The organism is Amycolatopsis arida (assembly GCF_900115565.1).
Classification (GTDB): Bacteria; Actinomycetota; Actinomycetes; order Mycobacteriales; family Pseudonocardiaceae; genus Yuhushiella; species Yuhushiella arida.
The window spans coordinates 915,603-932,073 of the sequence record NZ_FOWW01000002.1 but is presented as its reverse complement, the minus strand read 5'-3'; the positions used below and the strand labels follow the sequence as shown (position 1 = coordinate 932,073).

The 16,471-nt window shown below is 72.7% G+C and carries 16 protein-coding genes; 8 read left to right on the top strand and 8 right to left on the bottom strand.

Annotation, left to right across the window (positions count from 1 at the left end; translation table 11 throughout):
- The first annotated feature begins 164 nt into the window (after positions 1 to 164).
- Positions 165 to 506, top strand: a complete 342-nt coding sequence (locus tag BM051_RS09185; RefSeq protein WP_092529552.1) for a histone-like nucleoid-structuring protein Lsr2 — start codon at positions 165 to 167, stop codon at positions 504 to 506.
- Positions 507 to 685: 179 nt separating this feature from the next.
- On the top strand, positions 686 to 1,321 hold the full coding sequence (locus BM051_RS09180) for a TIGR03086 family metal-binding protein (protein ID WP_092529551.1): 636 nt from the start codon (positions 686 to 688) through the stop codon (positions 1,319 to 1,321).
- A gap of 77 nt (positions 1,322 to 1,398) precedes the next feature.
- Here the strand turns inward: BM051_RS09180 and BM051_RS09175 are convergent, their stop codons facing one another.
- A complete protein-coding gene (locus BM051_RS09175; RefSeq protein ID WP_424923227.1) occupies positions 1,399 to 2,268 on the bottom strand; it encodes a (2Fe-2S)-binding protein in 870 nt (289 codons plus the stop codon).
- 395 nt (positions 2,269 to 2,663) lie between these two features.
- Here BM051_RS09175 and BM051_RS09170 point away from each other — a divergent pair, with 395 nt between their 5' ends.
- From BM051_RS09170 to BM051_RS09160, 3 genes are all read left to right on the top strand, one after another.
- On the top strand, positions 2,664 to 5,216 hold the full coding sequence (locus tag BM051_RS09170) for an ATP-dependent Clp protease ATP-binding subunit (protein ID WP_092529550.1): 2,553 nt from the start codon (positions 2,664 to 2,666) through the stop codon (positions 5,214 to 5,216).
- A 326-nt stretch (positions 5,217 to 5,542) separates the two neighbouring features.
- On the top strand, positions 5,543 to 6,007 hold the full coding sequence (locus BM051_RS09165) for a DoxX family protein (RefSeq protein ID WP_092529549.1): 465 nt from the start codon (positions 5,543 to 5,545) through the stop codon (positions 6,005 to 6,007).
- 96 nt (positions 6,008 to 6,103) lie between these two features.
- Positions 6,104 to 7,054 carry an endonuclease/exonuclease/phosphatase family protein gene (locus tag BM051_RS09160; RefSeq protein WP_243859243.1) on the top strand — a complete coding sequence of 317 codons (951 nt, stop codon included), beginning with the start codon at positions 6,104 to 6,106 and terminating at the stop codon, positions 7,052 to 7,054.
- A gap of 30 nt (positions 7,055 to 7,084) precedes the next feature.
- Here BM051_RS09160 and BM051_RS09155 read toward each other — a convergent pair whose 3' ends face one another.
- The 3 genes from BM051_RS09155 to BM051_RS09145 are packed head-to-tail and all read right to left on the bottom strand — an operon-like array spanning position 7,085 to position 9,689.
- A complete protein-coding gene (locus tag BM051_RS09155) occupies positions 7,085 to 7,945 on the bottom strand; it encodes an SIR2 family NAD-dependent protein deacylase (protein ID WP_092529548.1) in 861 nt (286 codons plus the stop codon).
- A complete protein-coding gene (locus tag BM051_RS09150) occupies positions 7,942 to 8,250 on the bottom strand; it encodes an antibiotic biosynthesis monooxygenase family protein (protein ID WP_092529547.1) in 309 nt (102 codons plus the stop codon). The genes BM051_RS09155 and BM051_RS09150 overlap by 4 nt, the downstream gene beginning before the upstream one ends.
- Before the next feature lie 17 nt (positions 8,251 to 8,267).
- Positions 8,268 to 9,689 (bottom strand): M1 family metallopeptidase, encoded by a 1,422-nt coding sequence (locus BM051_RS09145; RefSeq protein WP_092529546.1) that lies wholly within the window; start codon positions 9,687 to 9,689, stop codon positions 8,268 to 8,270.
- 13 nt (positions 9,690 to 9,702) lie between these two features.
- Between BM051_RS09145 and BM051_RS09140 the strand changes: the two genes are divergently transcribed.
- Positions 9,703 to 10,467 carry an alpha/beta fold hydrolase gene (locus BM051_RS09140; protein WP_092529545.1) on the top strand — a complete coding sequence of 255 codons (765 nt, stop codon included), beginning with the start codon at positions 9,703 to 9,705 and terminating at the stop codon, positions 10,465 to 10,467.
- A gap of 72 nt (positions 10,468 to 10,539) precedes the next feature.
- On the opposite strand, the gene BM051_RS09135 is transcribed toward BM051_RS09140, so the two are convergent.
- The 4 genes from BM051_RS09135 to BM051_RS09120 all read right to left on the bottom strand — a co-directional run bounded on the left by BM051_RS09135 (position 10,540) and on the right by BM051_RS09120 (position 14,463).
- Positions 10,540 to 11,565, bottom strand: coding sequence for a peptidoglycan recognition protein family protein (locus BM051_RS09135; RefSeq protein ID WP_092529544.1), 1,026 nt, complete (start codon positions 11,563 to 11,565; stop codon positions 10,540 to 10,542).
- A gap of 349 nt (positions 11,566 to 11,914) precedes the next feature.
- A complete protein-coding gene (locus tag BM051_RS09130) occupies positions 11,915 to 12,805 on the bottom strand; it encodes an HhH-GPD family protein (RefSeq protein WP_092529543.1) in 891 nt (296 codons plus the stop codon).
- A gap of 13 nt (positions 12,806 to 12,818) precedes the next feature.
- On the bottom strand, positions 12,819 to 13,310 hold the full coding sequence (locus tag BM051_RS09125; RefSeq protein WP_092529542.1) for a beta-class carbonic anhydrase: 492 nt from the start codon (positions 13,308 to 13,310) through the stop codon (positions 12,819 to 12,821).
- A 52-nt stretch (positions 13,311 to 13,362) separates the two neighbouring features.
- Positions 13,363 to 14,463 carry a LacI family DNA-binding transcriptional regulator gene (locus BM051_RS09120; RefSeq protein WP_092529541.1) on the bottom strand — a complete coding sequence of 367 codons (1,101 nt, stop codon included), beginning with the start codon at positions 14,461 to 14,463 and terminating at the stop codon, positions 13,363 to 13,365.
- A gap of 168 nt (positions 14,464 to 14,631) precedes the next feature.
- Here BM051_RS09120 and BM051_RS09115 point away from each other — a divergent pair, with 168 nt between their 5' ends.
- Both BM051_RS09115 and BM051_RS09110 read left to right on the top strand, forming a co-directional pair.
- Positions 14,632 to 15,639, top strand: a complete 1,008-nt coding sequence (locus BM051_RS09115; protein ID WP_243859242.1) for a metal ABC transporter solute-binding protein, Zn/Mn family — start codon at positions 14,632 to 14,634, stop codon at positions 15,637 to 15,639.
- Positions 15,636 to 16,469, top strand: coding sequence for a metal ABC transporter ATP-binding protein (locus BM051_RS09110; protein WP_092529540.1), 834 nt, complete (start codon positions 15,636 to 15,638; stop codon positions 16,467 to 16,469). The genes BM051_RS09115 and BM051_RS09110 overlap by 4 nt, the downstream gene beginning before the upstream one ends.
- The last annotated feature ends 2 nt before the right edge of the window (positions 16,470 to 16,471 follow it).

The following is a 16,471-nucleotide window of genomic DNA, read 5'->3' as shown; positions in this document are numbered from 1 at the left end:
TCGGCCGGTTTAGCTCGGTGGACCGAACTACCTGCGCCACGCCTAAGGGCAATCGTGATTTGCGTTTAGTCGCGACACGATGTATTAATGTGTCCAGTCGAAGCTTCTGGCGAGGTCGCCGCGGGTGAGGTGATCTATCGTCAGTCCCACGCAGGAGGAAACACATGGCGCAGAAGGTTCTCGTCTCGCTGGTGGACGATCTGGACGGTTCCGAGGCCGAGGAGACCGTCGAGTTCGGGCTGGACGGGGTGAGCTACCAGATCGATTTGTCCGCGGAAAACGCCGAGGAACTGCGGGACGCGCTCGCCCAGTACATCGAGCACGCGCGGCGTTCGGGTGGCCGCAAGCGGTCGCCGCGAGCCGCCAAGGTGGCCGCCCGTCCGGCATCGGTCGACCGGGAGCAGAACCAGGCGATTCGGGCTTGGGCCAGGAAGAACGGTTATCAGGTCTCCGACCGCGGACGTATCCCCTCCGAGGTCGTCGAGGCGTACCACCGGAAGAACTGAATCGGGTGAATGACGGGGGGCCGCCGGTAATCAGCCGGCGGCCCCCGTCCTGTAGGCCGCCCTCGGCACGCGCCGTGCCCCGCTCGTGCCGTGTATGGGGTCGCGTAATCGTTTTCGCCCCCGTCGCGCTGTCGTGTTCCTACAAGACGCCGGACCGCGGGTGCGGTTGGATCGGCACCATGCGAACACTTCCGGAGACGCTGGAGGCCGCGGTCGGACCGTTCACCGATGTCATCGAAGCCACCGCCGCCACCGCCGCTGTCCCCGCGGACCAGCTCACGAACCCGACACCGTGTGCCGACTACGCGGTCCGCGACCTGTTGCGGCACCTTCTCTACTGGAGTCCGCGGATGGCCGCGGCCGTCCGCGGGGAGCCGCCGCTGCCGGCGGAGGGCGGCGAGGAGGGGGTCGAGCTCGGTGCGGACTGGGCCGAGCGGTTGCGGGAGCGGACCGCCGACCTCGTCGCCGCACTCGGCCGGCCCGGCGCGCTCGCCGGCACGACGACGATGGGCGGCGGCGAGCTACCCGCGGTCATGATCGGCGGGATGGCGCTGTGCGAGCTCGTCCTGCACGGCTGGGATCTCGCGGTGGCCGTCGGTGCCGGCTACCGCTGCCCGGAGCCGGTCGCCGAGGAGCTGTGCGCCGTGCTGGCCCGGATGGGCGACCAGGGCCGGGCGATGGGGGTGTTCGGCCCGGTGGTCGAGGTGCCCGCGTCGGCGCCGCCGCTGGAGCGGGCGCTGGGCCTGTCCGGTCGGGACCCGGAGTGGCGCCCGGCCGGTGTGGGCGACCGCTCGGGGCCGCTGGCCGCGCGCTGACTTCGCGCCCACCCCGCGGCGAGGACCGGGCGGCGGCGGATCCTGACGGTGCCCGGTCGGCGGCGGGGCCGGGAAGGTCAGGGCCGCGGACGAGTGCGCGGGCAGCCCGCGCACTCGTCCGCGCCGGGAAGCAGGTAGGAGAAGCAGCAGCTCTCCCTGCGCCGGGTCCACACCCGCCGACCATGCTCGTCCAGCGTGGTGCGCAGGGTGGAGGCCGACGTCAGCGGGGCGAACCGGGACTCGAGCACCAGCGTGGCGTCGGCCACCCCGGCGCCCTCGCTCTCGGCGGTGCCACCCTGCGCACCCGCCCACCACAGGCAGCTGTCCAGCGCGTCGGTGGCGCCCGCCCACAGCGTGCGCGCGCCGAGCGGGCTGATCCGCCGGTACACCGCGACGAACCGGGACACGTGCGCGACGTAGCGGGCGCGCAGCACCTCGGCGAGCGCCCGCTCGTCGGCGACGACCGTCGCCTCGGGCCGGGCCGAGCCGGGGTCGGACGGCAGGCAGTAGAAGGAGCGGCCGAGCACGGTCACCCCGTCGGGATCGGGTCGGCCCTCGGCGGCCGTGCGCACGGCCAGCTCGGCCGGCCGCAGCATCGGCACCCGCCGCTCGTGGTGCAGCAGCAGTGCCCCGGCGTACGCGGGCACCCGCAGGTACCACGACATCACGTAGCTCGCCGTGGTGCGGGCCGGCGCGCGGCCGAACTCGGCGCGCAGCCACTCGGCCAGCCGCGCCCGCCACTCGTCGAGCAGCGTCGGGTCGTCGAGCAGGTCGGCGCAACGCAGCCAGCGCCCGGCGCCGCTCCCACCGCCGATCGGCAGGTCCGCGCGGATCTCCGCCCGCTGCTGCAGCCCGGCCACCCTGGCCAGTGAGTCGGCCAGTCCGCCGGGTTCCGTGACGAGCCGGCCGGTGTGGCGAGAGTCACGGAAGGACCGGTCGACGCTCACCGCTGACCTCCCACTGGTCGGGTCGAACACTGCTCCGTTCGACTGATTAGGTTGCGCTAACCTTACCTTGGATGAGCGATGGCGCCACCAGACGACCCGATCGAGGGACGAGCGCAACAGACTCGCGTTCGCGCTGAGCGGACATCGGGGTCCCGCTGGAATCCCCCGGGTGGCGCATACGTTGTCCTGGGTGTCAGTGTGTTGGGCCAGCCAGCGGAAAAACGTCGAAACGTCCAGGTAGCGGCTGCCCGGAGGGGAAGAGCCGCCGAGCGGGTTCCGGCGTAGTGGTACGCCGACGCGACCGCATGGCTACTACAGTGGTCTTACGGTGCTGAGCTCACCCTGGTGTTCGTGGGTGAGATCGGGCCGCCGGCGCAGCAGTCGAGGGAGTGGGAATGTTCGAGAGGTTCACCGACCGCGCGAGGCGGGTGGTCGTCCTGGCCCAGGAAGAGGCCAGGATGCTCAACCACAACTACATCGGCACCGAGCACATCCTCCTGGGTCTGATCCACGAGGGTGAGGGTGTCGCCGCCAAGGCGCTCGAGTCGTTGGGTATCGCGCTGGAGGGCGTGCGACAGCAGGTCGAGGAGATCATCGGCCAGGGGCAGCAGGCCCCGAGCGGGCACATCCCCTTCACTCCGCGGGCCAAGAAGGTGCTGGAGCTGTCGCTGCGCGAGGCGCTGCAGCTCGGCCACAACTACATCGGCACCGAGCACATCCTGCTCGGGCTGATCCGCGAGGGCGAGGGCGTGGCCGCGCAGGTGCTCGTCAAGCTCGGCGCGGACCTGAACCGGGTGCGCCAGCAGGTGCTGCAGCTGCTGTCCGGCTACCAGGGCAAGGAGCCCGCCGAGGCCGCCACCGGCCGCGGCGAGGGCACCCCGTCGTCGTCGCTGGTGCTCGACCAGTTCGGCCGCAACCTCACCGCGTCGGCGCGCGAGGGCAAGCTCGACCCGGTCATCGGGCGGGGCAAGGAGATCGAGCGGGTCATGCAGGTGCTGTCCCGCCGGACCAAGAACAACCCCGTGCTGATCGGCGAGCCCGGCGTCGGCAAGACCGCCGTCGTCGAGGGGCTCGCGCAGAACATCGTCAAGGGCGAGGTCCCGGAGACGCTGAAGGACAAGCAGCTCTACACCCTCGACCTCGGCTCGCTGGTCGCCGGCTCCCGGTACCGCGGTGACTTCGAGGAACGCCTGAAGAAGGTGCTCAAGGAGATCAAGACCCGCGGCGACATCATCCTGTTCATCGACGAGCTGCACACGCTCGTCGGCGCGGGTGCCGCCGAGGGCGCGATCGACGCGGCGAGCATCCTCAAGCCGATGCTGGCCCGCGGCGAGCTGCAGACCATCGGCGCCACCACGCTCGAGGAGTACCGCAAGTACATCGAGAAGGACGCGGCGCTGGAGCGGCGCTTCCAGCCGATCCAGGTCGGCGAGCCCTCGCTGGAGCACACCATCGAGATCCTCAAGGGGCTGCGCGACCGGTACGAGGCGCACCACCGCGTCTCGATCACCGACTCGGCGCTGGTGTCGGCGGCCACCCTGGCCGACCGCTACATCAACGACCGGTTCCTGCCGGACAAGGCGATCGACCTGATCGACGAGGCGGGCGCCCGGATGCGGATCCGCCGGATGACCGCTCCGCCCGACCTGCGCGAGTTCGACGAGAAGATCGCCGACGTGCGCCGGGAGAAGGAGTCGGCGATAGACGCGCAGGACTTCGAGCGGGCTGCGCGCCTGCGGGACGAGGAGAAGACCCTCCTCGGCCAGAAGTCCGAGCGGGAGAAGCAGTGGAAGGACGGTGACCTGGACGTCGTCGCCGAGGTCGACGACGAGCAGATCGCCGAGGTTCTCGCCAACTGGACCGGCATCCCGGTGTTCAAGCTCACCGAGGAGGAGACCACCCGGCTGCTCCGCATGGAGGACGAGCTGCACAAGCGGATCATCGGCCAGGAGGACGCCGTCAAGGCCGTCTCGCAGGCGATCCGGCGGACCCGTGCCGGGCTGAAGGACCCGAAGCGCCCTTCCGGCTCGTTCATCTTCGCCGGCCCGTCCGGGGTGGGTAAGACCGAGCTGTCCAAGGCGCTGGCGAACTTCCTGTTCGGCGAGGACGACGCGCTCATCCAGATCGACATGGGTGAGTTCCACGACCGGTACACCGCCTCGCGGCTGTTCGGTGCCCCTCCGGGGTACGTCGGCTACGAGGAGGGCGGCCAGCTCACCGAGAAGGTGCGCCGCAAGCCGTTCTCCGTGGTGCTCTTCGACGAGATCGAGAAGGCGCACCAGGAGATCTACAACACGCTGCTGCAGGTGTTGGAGGACGGCCGGCTCACCGACGGCCAGGGCCGCACGGTCGACTTCAAGAACACGGTGCTGATCTTCACCTCGAACCTGGGCACCCAGGACATCTCCAAGTCCGTGAGCCTCGGCTTCTCTTCGGGCAACGAGGGCGTTGCCAAGTACGAGAAGATGAAGCAGAAGGTCAACGAGGAGATGAAGAAGCACTTCCGCCCGGAGTTCCTCAACCGGATCGACGACATCATCGTGTTCCACCAGCTGACGGAGGACCAGATCGTCGAGATGGTGGACCTGATGATCAGCCGGGTGGAGGGCCAGCTCAAGGCCAAGGACATGGCGCTGGAGCTGACCGCGAGGGCGAAGAGGCTGCTCGCCCGCCGCGGGTTCGACCCGGTGCTCGGCGCGCGGCCGCTGCGCCGGACGATCCAGCGGGAGATCGAGGACCAGCTGTCGGAGAAGATCCTGTTCGGCGACATCCAGCCGGGCCAGATCATCATCGTCGACGTCGAGGGCTGGGACGGCGAGGACGCCAAGGACGACGCGGCGCGCTTCACCTTCCGCGGCGAGCCCAAGCCGCCGACGGTGCCCGACGCCCCGCCGGTCGGCGTCGTCGCCGGTGGCGACGACAAGGGCGAGGCCACCGACTCCGAGTGACCGTGGCCGCGTGAGCGGCCGACGTTCCACGAGGCGCCCCCGGGAACCCTCCCGGGGGCGCCTTCGTGTCCGCCTCCCCTGCACGTGTGTCCGCGCTTCGTGTACGCGTGTCCGCGTCGTGGGACGCCGACACGCGCGCAGCACGCGCGGACACGGGGGCTGCTGCCGTGTCCGCGGTATCGGTACGCCTCTGGTCCGTCCGGGTGAACCCGCGAAAAGTCAGTGAGAGTTCGGCGGGTGTGTCGATCCGCGCCGCGCCCGGTCGACGTGTCAGTAGGCGACCGGCGAAGCGCCGGCGCGGACCACGAGCTACGGAGGGCAGTGACATGACCGCCATCACCACCACCCCGACCGCCACCGACCGTCCCGAGACCGTGCGGACCCGGAACCGGGAGGAGCTGGCCCGCGCGGCGACCCTCGGCGCGGTGCGGATCGTCGTGGCGTTCCTGTTCGTCTGCCACGGCCTGCAGGGGCTCGGCTTGTTCGGCGGCATCGATGGCGCGGGTGGCGCGGCACCGTTCGGCTCGTGGCCGGGTTGGTGGGCCACGATCCTCGAGGTGGTCGCCGGCGGCCTGGTGCTACTCGGCCTGGCCACCCGACCGGCGGCGATCCTGTGCTCCGGTGCAATGGCCTACGCCTACTTCGTCGTGCACCAGCCGATGGGGTTGCTACCGCTGCAGAACCTCGGCGAGCAGGCCGCGCTGTTCTCTTGGATCTTCCTGCTGATCGGCGTGTTCGGCCCTGGCGCGTTCGCCGTGGACAACCTCCTCCGGCGGCGCCGCGTCCGCTGATTCGTGTCCGTTCCACCACGTCCGCCACGCGTGACGCGCCAGCGGCGTCCGCGAACGACCCTGCGGATCGGTACCCGGTCGGGGAGACTTGGCCGGGTGCCGATCGCTGTCGAGAGGAGCGCCGGGCGCGTGCTGGTCGACGTCGTGCTGCTGGTGGTGGCCGTCCCGTTCGCCGGGCTGGTGCTGCTGCGCCTGGCCGGGATCGACGGGAACCGCCACACCGCGGCCGCGCTCGCGTTGACCCCGTACGCGGCGGTGGCCGGGCTCGTGCTCAGCGGGCTCGCCATGGCCCTGCGCCGGTGGTGGGTCGGCGCCCCGGTGCTCCTGCTGGCGGTGGTGCTGGTGCTGGTGGTGCTGCCGAGGGCGGTCCCGGCCGGCCGGCCCGATCCCGGTGGCCCGGAGCTGCGGGTGCTGTCGGCGAACCTCTTCCTCGGTCGGGCCGACCCGCGGCGGGTGGTGGAGTTGGTCCGCGAGCACGACGTGGACGTGCTCGTGCTGCTGGAGGCGCACGCGGCGGCGGTGCGCGGGTTGACCGAGGCCGGCCTGTTCACCCTGCTGCCGGAGCGGGTGCACCGCGCCGGCTCGGCGCTGCTGTCCCGGTACCCGCTGACCGAGCTGGCGCTGGCGGAGCCGTCGACGTTAGGGCAGCCGAGCGCGCGGGTGCGGTTGCCGGGCGGCACCGCGGTCGAGGTCGTCGCCGTGCACTCGCGCCCGCCGGTGGAGGCGTTCGACACCTGGCGGGCCGAGCTGGGTCGGCTGCCGGCGGCCGACCCGGACGGCCCACCGCGGATCCTCGCCGGCGACTTCAACGCGACGCTGGACCACGCCGCGCTGCGCCGGGTGCTCGCGGGGGGCTACCGGGACGCCGGTGCCGAGCGCGGCAAGGGCCTGATGCCGACCTGGCCGGGGCGGTGGTTCCCGCCACCGGTGACCATCGACCACGTGCTGGTGGATTCCCGGGTGGCGGTGCGGGAGTACCGGGTACGTCCGCTGCCCGGCGGCGACCACGACGCCGTCTACGCCCGGCTCGCGCTGCCCGCCGGCTGAGCGATCGCTCCCCAGCGTCCCCGTGGCGCCTCAGAGCATCGCGTCGAGCCGGGTGAGGGCCTCGCGGGCGCCGAGCGGGAGGGAGATGCCCCGCCCGTGCCGAACCCGCGGTTCGCGCGGGTTGATCCGGATCAGCGCGCCGTTCGCGGCACTGGCCAGCTCCGCCTGCCGGCGCACCGTGGGCACGGCCAGCCCGGCGCCGATCTCGATCACCACCAGGTCGCGCTGCGTCCGCCGCCACTCCTGCAGCGCGTCGAGCTGCCGCTGGCTGCGCCGCGGCACCCAGGTGAAGTCGCCGAACATCAGGATGTTCGGCCGGGCGAGGGCCCCGCAGTGCGGGCAGATCGGCAGCGGTGGGCGGGCGCGCATGGTGTCCGAGTCGACCGGCACCGCCACCTCGTCGGCCGGCCAGATGTCGTCGCCGCAGCCGTCGGCGCACTGCAGGTGGTGGATGGAGCCGTGCACCTCGGCGATGCCGGTGAACCCGGCCCGCTGGAACTGCCCGTCCACATTGGAGGTGAACACCCGGATCCCGCCGGCCACCCGGTCGCCCCACTCGCGCAGCAGGCGGAAGCCCTCGTGCGGCTCCGTCCCACGGTAGAGCGCCAGCCGGTGTCCGTAGAAGCCCCAGGCCAGCTCCGGGTCCCCGGCGAAGTGCTCGGGATCGGCCAGCTCGACGAACCGCAGGCCCAGCCGCGCGTACGGCGGATAGGCCCGCCAGAAGCCCTCGTCACCGCGGAAGTCGGGCAGCCCCGAGTCCACCCCCATGCCGGCGCCGGCGCACACCAGCAGCGCCTTCGCGGCACGGATCAGCTCGGCCGCTCGCTCCAGTTCCGCGGTGTGATCCCGCTCGGCGGGGTTCGGCACGGCGACGTCCTGGCCCGCGGTCATTCGTCCCGCGGGCCGCTGGCCTGCACCACCTCGAACTCCAGCAGGCTGGCCCCGGTGCCCACCGGCTTGCCGTGGCCGGCGTGGGCCTCCTTCGCCGGGCCCTCCGCCCACGCGCGGAAGTGTTCCTCGGACTCCCACTTCGTGTAGACGAAGTAGCGCTTCTCGCCGGACACCGGGCGCAGCAGCTCGAAGCCGAGGAAGCCGGGCTGGCCCTCGACGGCGTGCATCCGCGCGGCGAACCGCCGCTCCAGTTCCGGGCCGGCGCCCTCGGGCACCTCGATGGCATTGATCTTCACGACGGCCATGGGTCCCAGGGTAGCCGTCAGCCGGCCAGCGACCCGGGGAAGAGGTGCGCGTCGCCGGGCCGCGAGGTCCCGCGGAACCAGGCGTCGAGGAACTCCCGCAGGTCCTGCCCGGCGACCTCGGTGACGAACCGCTCGAAGTCCGGCCAGCTCGCGGTGCCGCCGCGATGCCGATCCACCCACTCCGGCAGCACCCGGTGGAACGCCTCCTCGCCGATCCGCCGGCGCAGCGCGTGCATGGCGAGCACGCCCTTGTCGTAGACCCCGGCGAACTCGTTGCCGGCTCCCATGTCGTACAGCTTCGCCGACCAGAACCCGGTGTCGTCGCGGGTGCGCTCCACCGCGGCCCGGTAGCGGGCGTCGAGGTCCTGGCCTCCGGTGCCCTCCGCCCACAGCCACTGCGCGTAGCTCGCCAGGCACTCGCTCAGGCAGATGTCGGCCCACGACCGCACGGTCACCGCGTTGCCGTACCACTGGTGCGCCAGCTCGTGTACGTGCGTCTCCAGGTCGGCCCACCGCGCGTACACCGGCCGGCCCTGGGTCTCCAGCGAGTAGCCGATCCGGTCGTCGAGGTAGATGCCGCCGGCGGCGTGCTGCGGGTACGGGCCGAACCGGGTGGCGAGGAACTCGAGGATCTCGCCGGTGCGGGCCGCCTCCGCGACCTTGCCCTCGGTGCCGGGGGCGAAGGCGTGCAGCACCGGGGTGCCGTCGGGCAGGGTGCCGGGTTCGAGCCGGAACCGGTCGACGGCGAGGGTGGTGAGGTAGCTGGCCACCGGTGTCGGCTCGGCCCACGAGGTGGTGGTCCAGCCGCCGGCCGTCTCGGTGCCGGCCAGCCGGCCGATCGACACCGCCGTCCAGCCCTCCGGCACCCGCGCGGTGAGGTGGAAGGTGGCCTTGTCCCGTGGCGTCTCGTTCACCGGGTACCAGAACGCGGCCGAGTGCGGCTGGCCCAGCACGAACGCGCCGCCGTCGACGCTGGGCCGCCAGCCGTTGCGGCCGAGCTGCCCGTCGTCGGTGCTCCGCGGCGTTCCCGAGTAGCGGACCCGGGTGTGGAACTCCGTCCCTTCGGCCAACGGCTCGGCCGGGGTGATCACCAGCTCGACGTCACCCTCCCTGGCGAACTCCGCGGGCCGGCCGTCCACCTCCACCGACGCGACCTCCAGCCCGCGCAGGTCCAGGTTGAACCGGCTCAACGCCTGGGTGGCTCGCGCGGTGACGACCGCGTCGCCGTCCAGCTGGTGGGTCGCCGGGTCGTAGCCGACGGTCACCGCGTAGTCGAGGGCGTCGTAGCCGCCGTTGCCGTCGTCGGGGTAGTAGGGGTCGCCGGCGCCGGGCGCGCCGGGGGAGGGCGTCCCGGGTGGCGGGGGTGGCTGCGGCGTGCAGCCGATAATGGCGGCGGCCAGCCCGCAGAGCAGGGCGGGGCCGCGGAGGCGGCGGCGCATGGACGGAGCTTAGGTGGACCGGGGTAACGGGGTTGTCGACTTCGGCGGCAGCGGGCCGCTGATCGTGGTGCTGCACGGGTTGATGGGGCGGGCCACCACGTGGTGGTCGGTGGCGCAGTGGCTGACCCGGTACGGGCACGTGGTGGGCCCGGACGCGCGGGGGCACGGACGGGCCCGCCGAGGAGGGCCATGGCGCACCGAGGACTTCGTCGACGACGTCGCCGAACTGGTCACCGAGCTCGGCGAGGGGCCGGCCGTGCTGATCGGCCACTCGATGGGCGGGCTGCACGCGTGGGCGCTCGCCGCGACCCGGCCGGACCTCGCCCGCGCCGTGGTGGTCGAGGACATGGCCCCCGACCAGCGGGGCAGGACCGTCGACGCGTGGCGGGCGTACTTCGACTCGTGGCCGGTGCCGTTCCAGTCGATCGCGCACGTGCGGCGGTTCTTCGGCGCGACCGGCGACTACTTCGCCGAGTGCGTCGAGGAGCGCGCCGACGGCTACCACCTGATCGCCGACCTGGCCGACCTGTACGAGATCGCCGCCGAGTGGGGGCGGCGCGACTACTGGGCGCTGGTGGCCGGGGTGCGGTGCCCGCTGCTGGTGATCGAGGCCGGGAACACGGCCATGCCGCCGGGGCAGCAGGCCGAGCTGGCCGCGCGGGTGCCCGGCGGCCGGCACGTCGTGGTGCCGAGCGCCGGGCACGTCGTGCACGACGACGCGCCCGAGGAGTACCGCGGCGCGGTGGAGGCGTTCCTCTCCAAGGTGCTCGGCCGCTAGCACCCCGAGCCCCGTGGCTCAGCCGTGCCATGAAGGTGGCCTTCGTGGCGTTGAAACGCGCCCCGCTCGTGGTCAGGCGTTGAGCAGCGCCTTCCAGCGGTGCGGGGTGAGGGGTTCCGGATCGCGGGTGAGCAGGGCGGCGGCGCGGCCGGCGTCGCCGCCGGAGTCGGCCGTGGTCGTGGGGGCGAGCAGGGGCCAGAGGTCGGCGCCGAGGAAGCCGCGCTCGTCGGCGTGCGCGCCGGCGTAGCAGGTGTGCCCGCCGAGGCCGTGCGCGTCGGCGAAGCGGGCCACCGCGCGCCGGGTCGTGGCGCCGAACACGCCGTCGGTGGGCACGTCGCGCGCGCCGCGGGCGCGCAGCAGGTGCTGGGCGACCAGCACGTCGCGGCCGGTGTCGCCGGGCTTGAGCAGGGGCCACTCGGCGGGCTCGGTGGCCGGAACGCCCAGCTCACGGGCGACCGCCTGGCGGAGCTCGGGCAGCCGGCGGTAGAGCACGCCGCCGGGGCACTCGGTGGAGTTGAAGTCGCGGTGCCCCTTGATGTTCATCGTCGGGATGCGGTATTGGCTGGCGATGTAGGCGACCAGCTTGACCAGCGAGTTCCACAGCGCGGGCGGCACGTCAACCTGGGTGTAGAGGCCCTCGTTCTCGATGCCGATCACCTGGCTGTTGTTGTTGGCCACGTTCGTGCCCTGCACGTGGCGGGTACCGCCGCGGAGGATCTCCAGGCTGCGGTGCCGGCCCTCGGTGATGTGGCCGCCGCGGCTGTTGGTGAACTGCTGGCCGGTGTCGATCCAGCCGCGGGTGTCCATGTGGAAGTTCTGGATGGCCCGGGAGATCCAGAAGGCGCGCTCGCGGCTGAAGTCGTCGGTGTTGCCGGGCTCCACGGTGTGGTGCACGACGATGTAGGTCGGCCGACGGTTCTCCACGGGAATCGGCGCCCGCGGCGGGCGTGCGCCCCACTCGGCGGTGCCGTAGATGCGCGGCTCGGTCACCGCGGCGGCGGCCGTGCCCGCCGGGAGTGTGCTCAGCGCGCCGACCGCGGTCACGGTGAGGCCGCCCTTGAGCAGCGCGCGTCGGTCGAAGCCGGGCCCGTTCGCCATCTCGATCTCCCTCGACGGGGGCGGGGCACGACCGGCGTCACCCGCCCAGATCGGCTGTGTTCAGTTGTGTGCAGGGGGTACAGGGAGACGGTAAACCTTCAATGTGATAAGGACAACATTTAACGGACTTTCGTCGGTGTCCGTTGGGGCTTTGCCGATCACGAGTGGGTGCGGTGAGCCGTTCCCCGCGTGGACCGGTGATCGCCCCGATCAACTCGTCGCGGGACGGACCGAGGCGAGCCGCTTGGGCATCGATGGCCGTCAGGACGTCCGCGGGGGCGTCGCGAAGCAACACGTCGGACATCGAGCACTTCCTCGACATCGCACGATGTCGCGGCCGGTGCGTCGGTCAGCGGTGCTCGCCGGGGAGGGCGAAGCGGCCGTCGGCGGTCTGCTCGACGAGGCCGTCCACCAGCAGCGAGTCCAGGCACCGGTCGCGCTGGCCGGCGCGCGACCACACGACGTCCAGCCGCTCCTTCGGCACCGGGTCCGAGGTACCGCGCAGCACGTCCAGCAGCAGCCCACGCACGTGCCGGTCGGTGCCGCCGTACCGCTGCACCGGCTTCGCCGGCCCCTCGTACGCCGGCCGGCCCGCGCGCTGCCACGCGCACGAGTCGTACACCGGGCAGTCGGCGCAGCGCGGCCCGCGCGCGGTGCACACCAGCGCGCCCAGCTCCATCAACGCGGCCGACAGCCGCGCCGCGCGGGACTCCTCGGCCGGCAGCAACGCCTCGACGTCGGCCATGTCCCTGGTCGTCGACGGCCGTCCGGCGTCCCCCGCGCCGTGCACCGCGCGGGCCACCACGCGCCGCACGTTCGTGTCCACCACCGGCGCCCGCCGCCCGTACGCGAACGCCGCCACCGCCCGCGCGGTGTAGGCGCCGATCCCCGGCAGGGCCAGCAGGGTGTCGACGTCGGCCGGCACCACGTCGTCGTGGTCACGGGCGATGGCCGCCGCGGCCGCGTGCAGCCGCAGCGCGCGCCGCGGGTAGCCGAGCTTGCCCCACGCCCGCAGCACCTCGCCCTGACTGGCCGCGGCCAGCGCGGAGGGGCGGGGCCACCGGTCCAGCCACTCCTCCCACAGCGGCACCACCCTGGCCACCGGTGTCTGCTGCAGCATGATCTCGCTGACCAGCACGCCCCACGGCGTGCAGTCCGGCCGGCGCCACGGCAGGTCGCGGCCGTGCTCGGCGAACCAGGTGAGCAGGGTGTCGGTGTCGAGCGCGGTGTCGGTCGGCATGTCGGCGCCGAGCCTACTGGGTCACCTCGCTGAGCGTGCCGACGTGGATGTCGTAGACGAAGCCGCGGACGTGCTCGGTGTGCGGCAGGTACGGGCTGCGCCGCACCCGTGCCATCGACCGCCGCACGCTGTCGTGCACGTCCCGGAAAGCCTCGATCGACCACGTCGGGCGCACCCCGCACGCCGACTCGAGCTCGTCCTTGAAGCCGTCCTCGGTGACGGTGTTCACCCCGCACCCGGTGTGCTGCACGACCATCACCTCGCGGGTGCCCAGCTTGCGCTGACTGAGCGCGAGCGAGCGGATCACGTCGTCGGTCACCACTCCGCCGGCGTTGCGCAGCACGTGTGCCTCGCCCGCCCGCAGGCCGAAGGCCTCGGGCACCAGGATCCTGGCGTCCATGCAGGTCAGGATCGCCACGTGCAGCGCGGGCTCGGCGCGGGAGCGGTCGCCGGTCACGGTGCCGGCCTCGGTGTTGCGGCGGAGCAGGTCGTCGATCGCGGTCATGGCAGGGCCTCCGGCTCGGTCGTCGGAAACGGAAACGGTGTGTCGGGTCGGGTCAGGGCCCGAACCACAGCTCCTCGGCGGTGCGCGGCGGCGCCGACGTCGTGCCGATGAGCAGCTCGGTGGTCAGCGTGATCACCCGCGGGTTCACGTGCTCGCTGGCCGCGAGCAGCAGCTTGCCAGCGGCCTTGCCCTTGTCCAGCACCGGCTGGTGCACGGTGGTCAGCCCGGCCCGCTTGGCCTCGGCGATGCCGTCGAACCCGGTGACGGTGAGGTCGGCGGGCACCCGCAGCCCGCGCCGGCCGGCTTCGGCGAGCGCGCCGAGGGCGAGGATGTCCGAGGTGCAGATCAGGGCGGTGACCCGTGGGTAGGCGTCGAGCAGCTGCCGCGCCGCCGAGGCGCCCTCGTCGACGGTGTGCTCGAAGCGCTCCACCACCGGCACGCCGTTCCAGTCGACGTCGACCGCCTCGAACGCCTTGGCCAGCGCGGCGAGCCGGGTGCGCTGCACGTGGAAGTGCGCCGACCGTTGCCGCTCGACCGGAGCGAAGTCGTCGTTGCGGTCCCGGGCCAGTCGCATGCAGAGCACACCGATCTGCCGGTGGCCGAGCTGGACGAGGTGGCTGGCCAGCTCGCTGATCGCGGCGTCGTCGTCGGGACCGACCCGGTCGACCCCGTCGACCCGCGGTTGGTCGATGATCACAGTGGGCACCGGCCGGGAGAGCACGGCGGCCAGGTGCGGGTCGTCGTCGGGCACCGAGTACACGACGAACCCGTCGACGCCGGCGCGGTGCACCGCGGCGACGTCCTCCCGCCCGGGGCTTGCCGGGACGAGGTGCAGGCCGACCCCGGCGTCCTCGCAGGCCAGCGCCAGTCCCTCGAGGACTCCGACGGCGGCGGGGTCGCGAAACGCGTAGGAGAGGTTCTCGGTGAGCAGCAGGCCCACGGCGCCGGCCTTGCGGGTGCGCAGCGAGCGGGCCACCGGGTCCGGCCCCGGGTAGCCGAGCCGGCGCGCGGTCTCCAGCACGCGGCGGCGCAGCTCGGGGGAGAGCTGGTCGGGACGGTTGTACGCGTTGGACACCGTCGTCCGCGAGACACCCAGCTCGGCGGCGAGCGACGCCAGGGTCGCCTGTCGCCTGGTTCTGATGGGCCGGCCCATGAACAAACCGTAACGGTTCAGTAGGTATTGCAGAAGCGCTACCCGTTCTTGGTCACACGACGACGGTCCGTCGCGGGCGACGGTGAAACCCGTCCACCTGATGGGGTACGCTGAATTCGACAACGGTTTCCATTATCTACCGAGCGCGACGACCCAGGAGAGTTCCCGATGACCGTGCCGATGACCGCACCGGCCCCGCGCCGCGCCCGGCGCCTGCTGTCGATTCCGCCCGCGGTCGCGGTGCTCGCGCTGGGCCTGACCGCGTGCGGTGGCGACACCGGGAGCGGGGGCGACCAGGCGGCCGACGGGACGGTGCCGGTGGTCGTGTCCACCAGCGTCTGGGGCAGTGTCGTCAGCGCCGTCGCCGGTGACGCGGCGACGGTGACGTCGATCATCAACGACCCTTCCGGCGACCCGCACTCCTACCAGGCGACCGCCCGGGACGCCGCCACGGTGCAGGGCGCGAAGCTGCTGGTCTCCAACGGTGGTGGCTACGACGACTTCTTCACCAAGCTGGCCGACCAGGCCCCGGACACGCGCAAGGTGGTGGCCGTCGAGCTCGCGCCCGCGGACGAGCAGGGGCACGCCGAGGGTGGCCACGCGGACGAAGGGCCCGCGGAGGGCGGCCACGGTCACGGCCACGAAGGGCGGAACGAGCACGTCTGGTACGACGTTGCCACCGTGCGGGCGGTCGCCGACCGGGTCGCCGCCGAGCTGGGTGAGCTGCGGCCCGAGGACGAGCAGCGGTTCACCGACAACGCCGCGGCGTTCAGCGGCCGGCTGGACGAGTTGGAGGCGCGGATCGACCGGATGGCCGCCGAGCACGCCGGCACGAAGGTCGTCGCCACCGAGCCGGTCGCGCACTACCTGCTGGAGGCGGCGCGGCTGGACGACGTCACCCCGCGCGACTTCGCCGAGGCCATCGAGGAGGAGACCGACGTCCCGGTCGCCGCGCAGGAAGCGGTCAACCAGCTGGTCGAGGGCCGGCAGGTACGCGTGGTGGTGCACAACGAGCAGACCGAGACTCCGGTGACCGAGCAGTTGGTCGCCAAGGCGGGTGCCGCCGGGATCCCGGTGGTGACCGTGACCGAGACGTTGCCCGAGGGGCAGACCGACTACATTGCCTGGATGAGCAAGCAGGTGGACGAGCTGGCCGCGGCACTGAGCGGGGCATGACCGGCGCCGCCGTCGAGCTGACCGACGCCGGGCTCCGGTTCGGCCCGCGCACGCTGTGGTCCGGGCTGAATTTGCGGGTCGAGCCCGGTGAGTTCCTGGCCGTGCTGGGGCCCAACGGCTCGGGCAAGACGAGCCTGCTGCGGGTGCTGCTCGGGCTGCAGCCGCTGTCCACCGGTCGGGTCCGGCTGGTCGGGCGGCCGCCGGGCCGGGGCAACCGCCGGGTCGGCTACGTGCCGCAGCAGCGGGCGATGGACGAGGGGCTCACCCTGCGCGGTACCGACCTGGTGGCGCTGGGCCTGGACGGGCACCGATGGGGCACCGGGTTGCGCGGGCTGGCCCGGCGGCGGCGCCGGGTGGCCGAGGCCATCGCCGCGGTCGGGGCGGAGTCCTACGCCGGCTCGCCGGTGGGGCGCCTCTCCGGCGGCGAGCAGCAGCGGCTGCGGGTGGCGCAGGCGCTGGTCGGCGAGCCGGAGGTGCTGCTCTGCGACGAGCCGTTGCTGTCGCTGGACGTCGCGCACCAGCGGGTGGTGAGCGAGCTGATCGACGCGCGGCGGCGCGAGGCGGGCACCGCGGTGCTGTTCGTGACCCACGAGATCAACCCGATCCTGCCGTTCGTGCACCGGGTGCTGTACCTGGTCAACGGGGCGTTCCGGATCGGTCCGCCGGTGGAGGTGATGACGTCGGCGACGCTGTCGGAGCTGTACGGCACGCGGGTCGAGGTGGTGCGGGTCGGCGGGCAGATCCACGTGGCCGGGGCGCAGAGCGCGCTGTGCGAGGACGACGCGCACCATCATCTGGACCAGCTGGACGAGCCCGCGGCGTGGCGGTGAGC

Bases quoted from the DNA above. Each gene is read 5' to 3' on its own strand.
- BM051_RS09170 (WP_092529550.1), top strand. From the start codon at position 2,664: ATGTTCGAGAGGTTCACCGACCGCGCGAGGCGGGTGGTCGTCCTGGCC.
- BM051_RS09135 (WP_092529544.1), bottom strand. From the start codon at position 11,565: ATGGCGAACGGGCCCGGCTTCGACCGACGCGCGCTGCTCAAGGGCGGC.
- BM051_RS09115 (WP_243859242.1), top strand. From the start codon at position 14,632: ATGACCGTGCCGATGACCGCACCGGCCCCGCGCCGCGCCCGGCGCCTG.
- BM051_RS09180 (WP_092529551.1), top strand. From the start codon at position 686: ATGCGAACACTTCCGGAGACGCTGGAGGCCGCGGTCGGACCGTTCACC.
- BM051_RS09120 (WP_092529541.1), bottom strand. From the start codon at position 14,463: ATGGGCCGGCCCATCAGAACCAGGCGACAGGCGACCCTGGCGTCGCTC.
- BM051_RS09150 (WP_092529547.1), bottom strand. From the start codon at position 8,250: ATGGCCGTCGTGAAGATCAATGCCATCGAGGTGCCCGAGGGCGCCGGC.
- BM051_RS09130 (WP_092529543.1), bottom strand. From the start codon at position 12,805: ATGCCGACCGACACCGCGCTCGACACCGACACCCTGCTCACCTGGTTC.
- BM051_RS09145 (WP_092529546.1), bottom strand. From the start codon at position 9,689: ATGCGCCGCCGCCTCCGCGGCCCCGCCCTGCTCTGCGGGCTGGCCGCC.
- BM051_RS09185 (WP_092529552.1), top strand. From the start codon at position 165: ATGGCGCAGAAGGTTCTCGTCTCGCTGGTGGACGATCTGGACGGTTCC.
- BM051_RS09165 (WP_092529549.1), top strand. From the start codon at position 5,543: ATGACCGCCATCACCACCACCCCGACCGCCACCGACCGTCCCGAGACC.
- BM051_RS09125 (WP_092529542.1), bottom strand. From the start codon at position 13,310: ATGACCGCGATCGACGACCTGCTCCGCCGCAACACCGAGGCCGGCACC.
- BM051_RS09110 (WP_092529540.1), top strand. From the start codon at position 15,636: ATGACCGGCGCCGCCGTCGAGCTGACCGACGCCGGGCTCCGGTTCGGC.
- BM051_RS09155 (WP_092529548.1), bottom strand. From the start codon at position 7,945: ATGACCGCGGGCCAGGACGTCGCCGTGCCGAACCCCGCCGAGCGGGAT.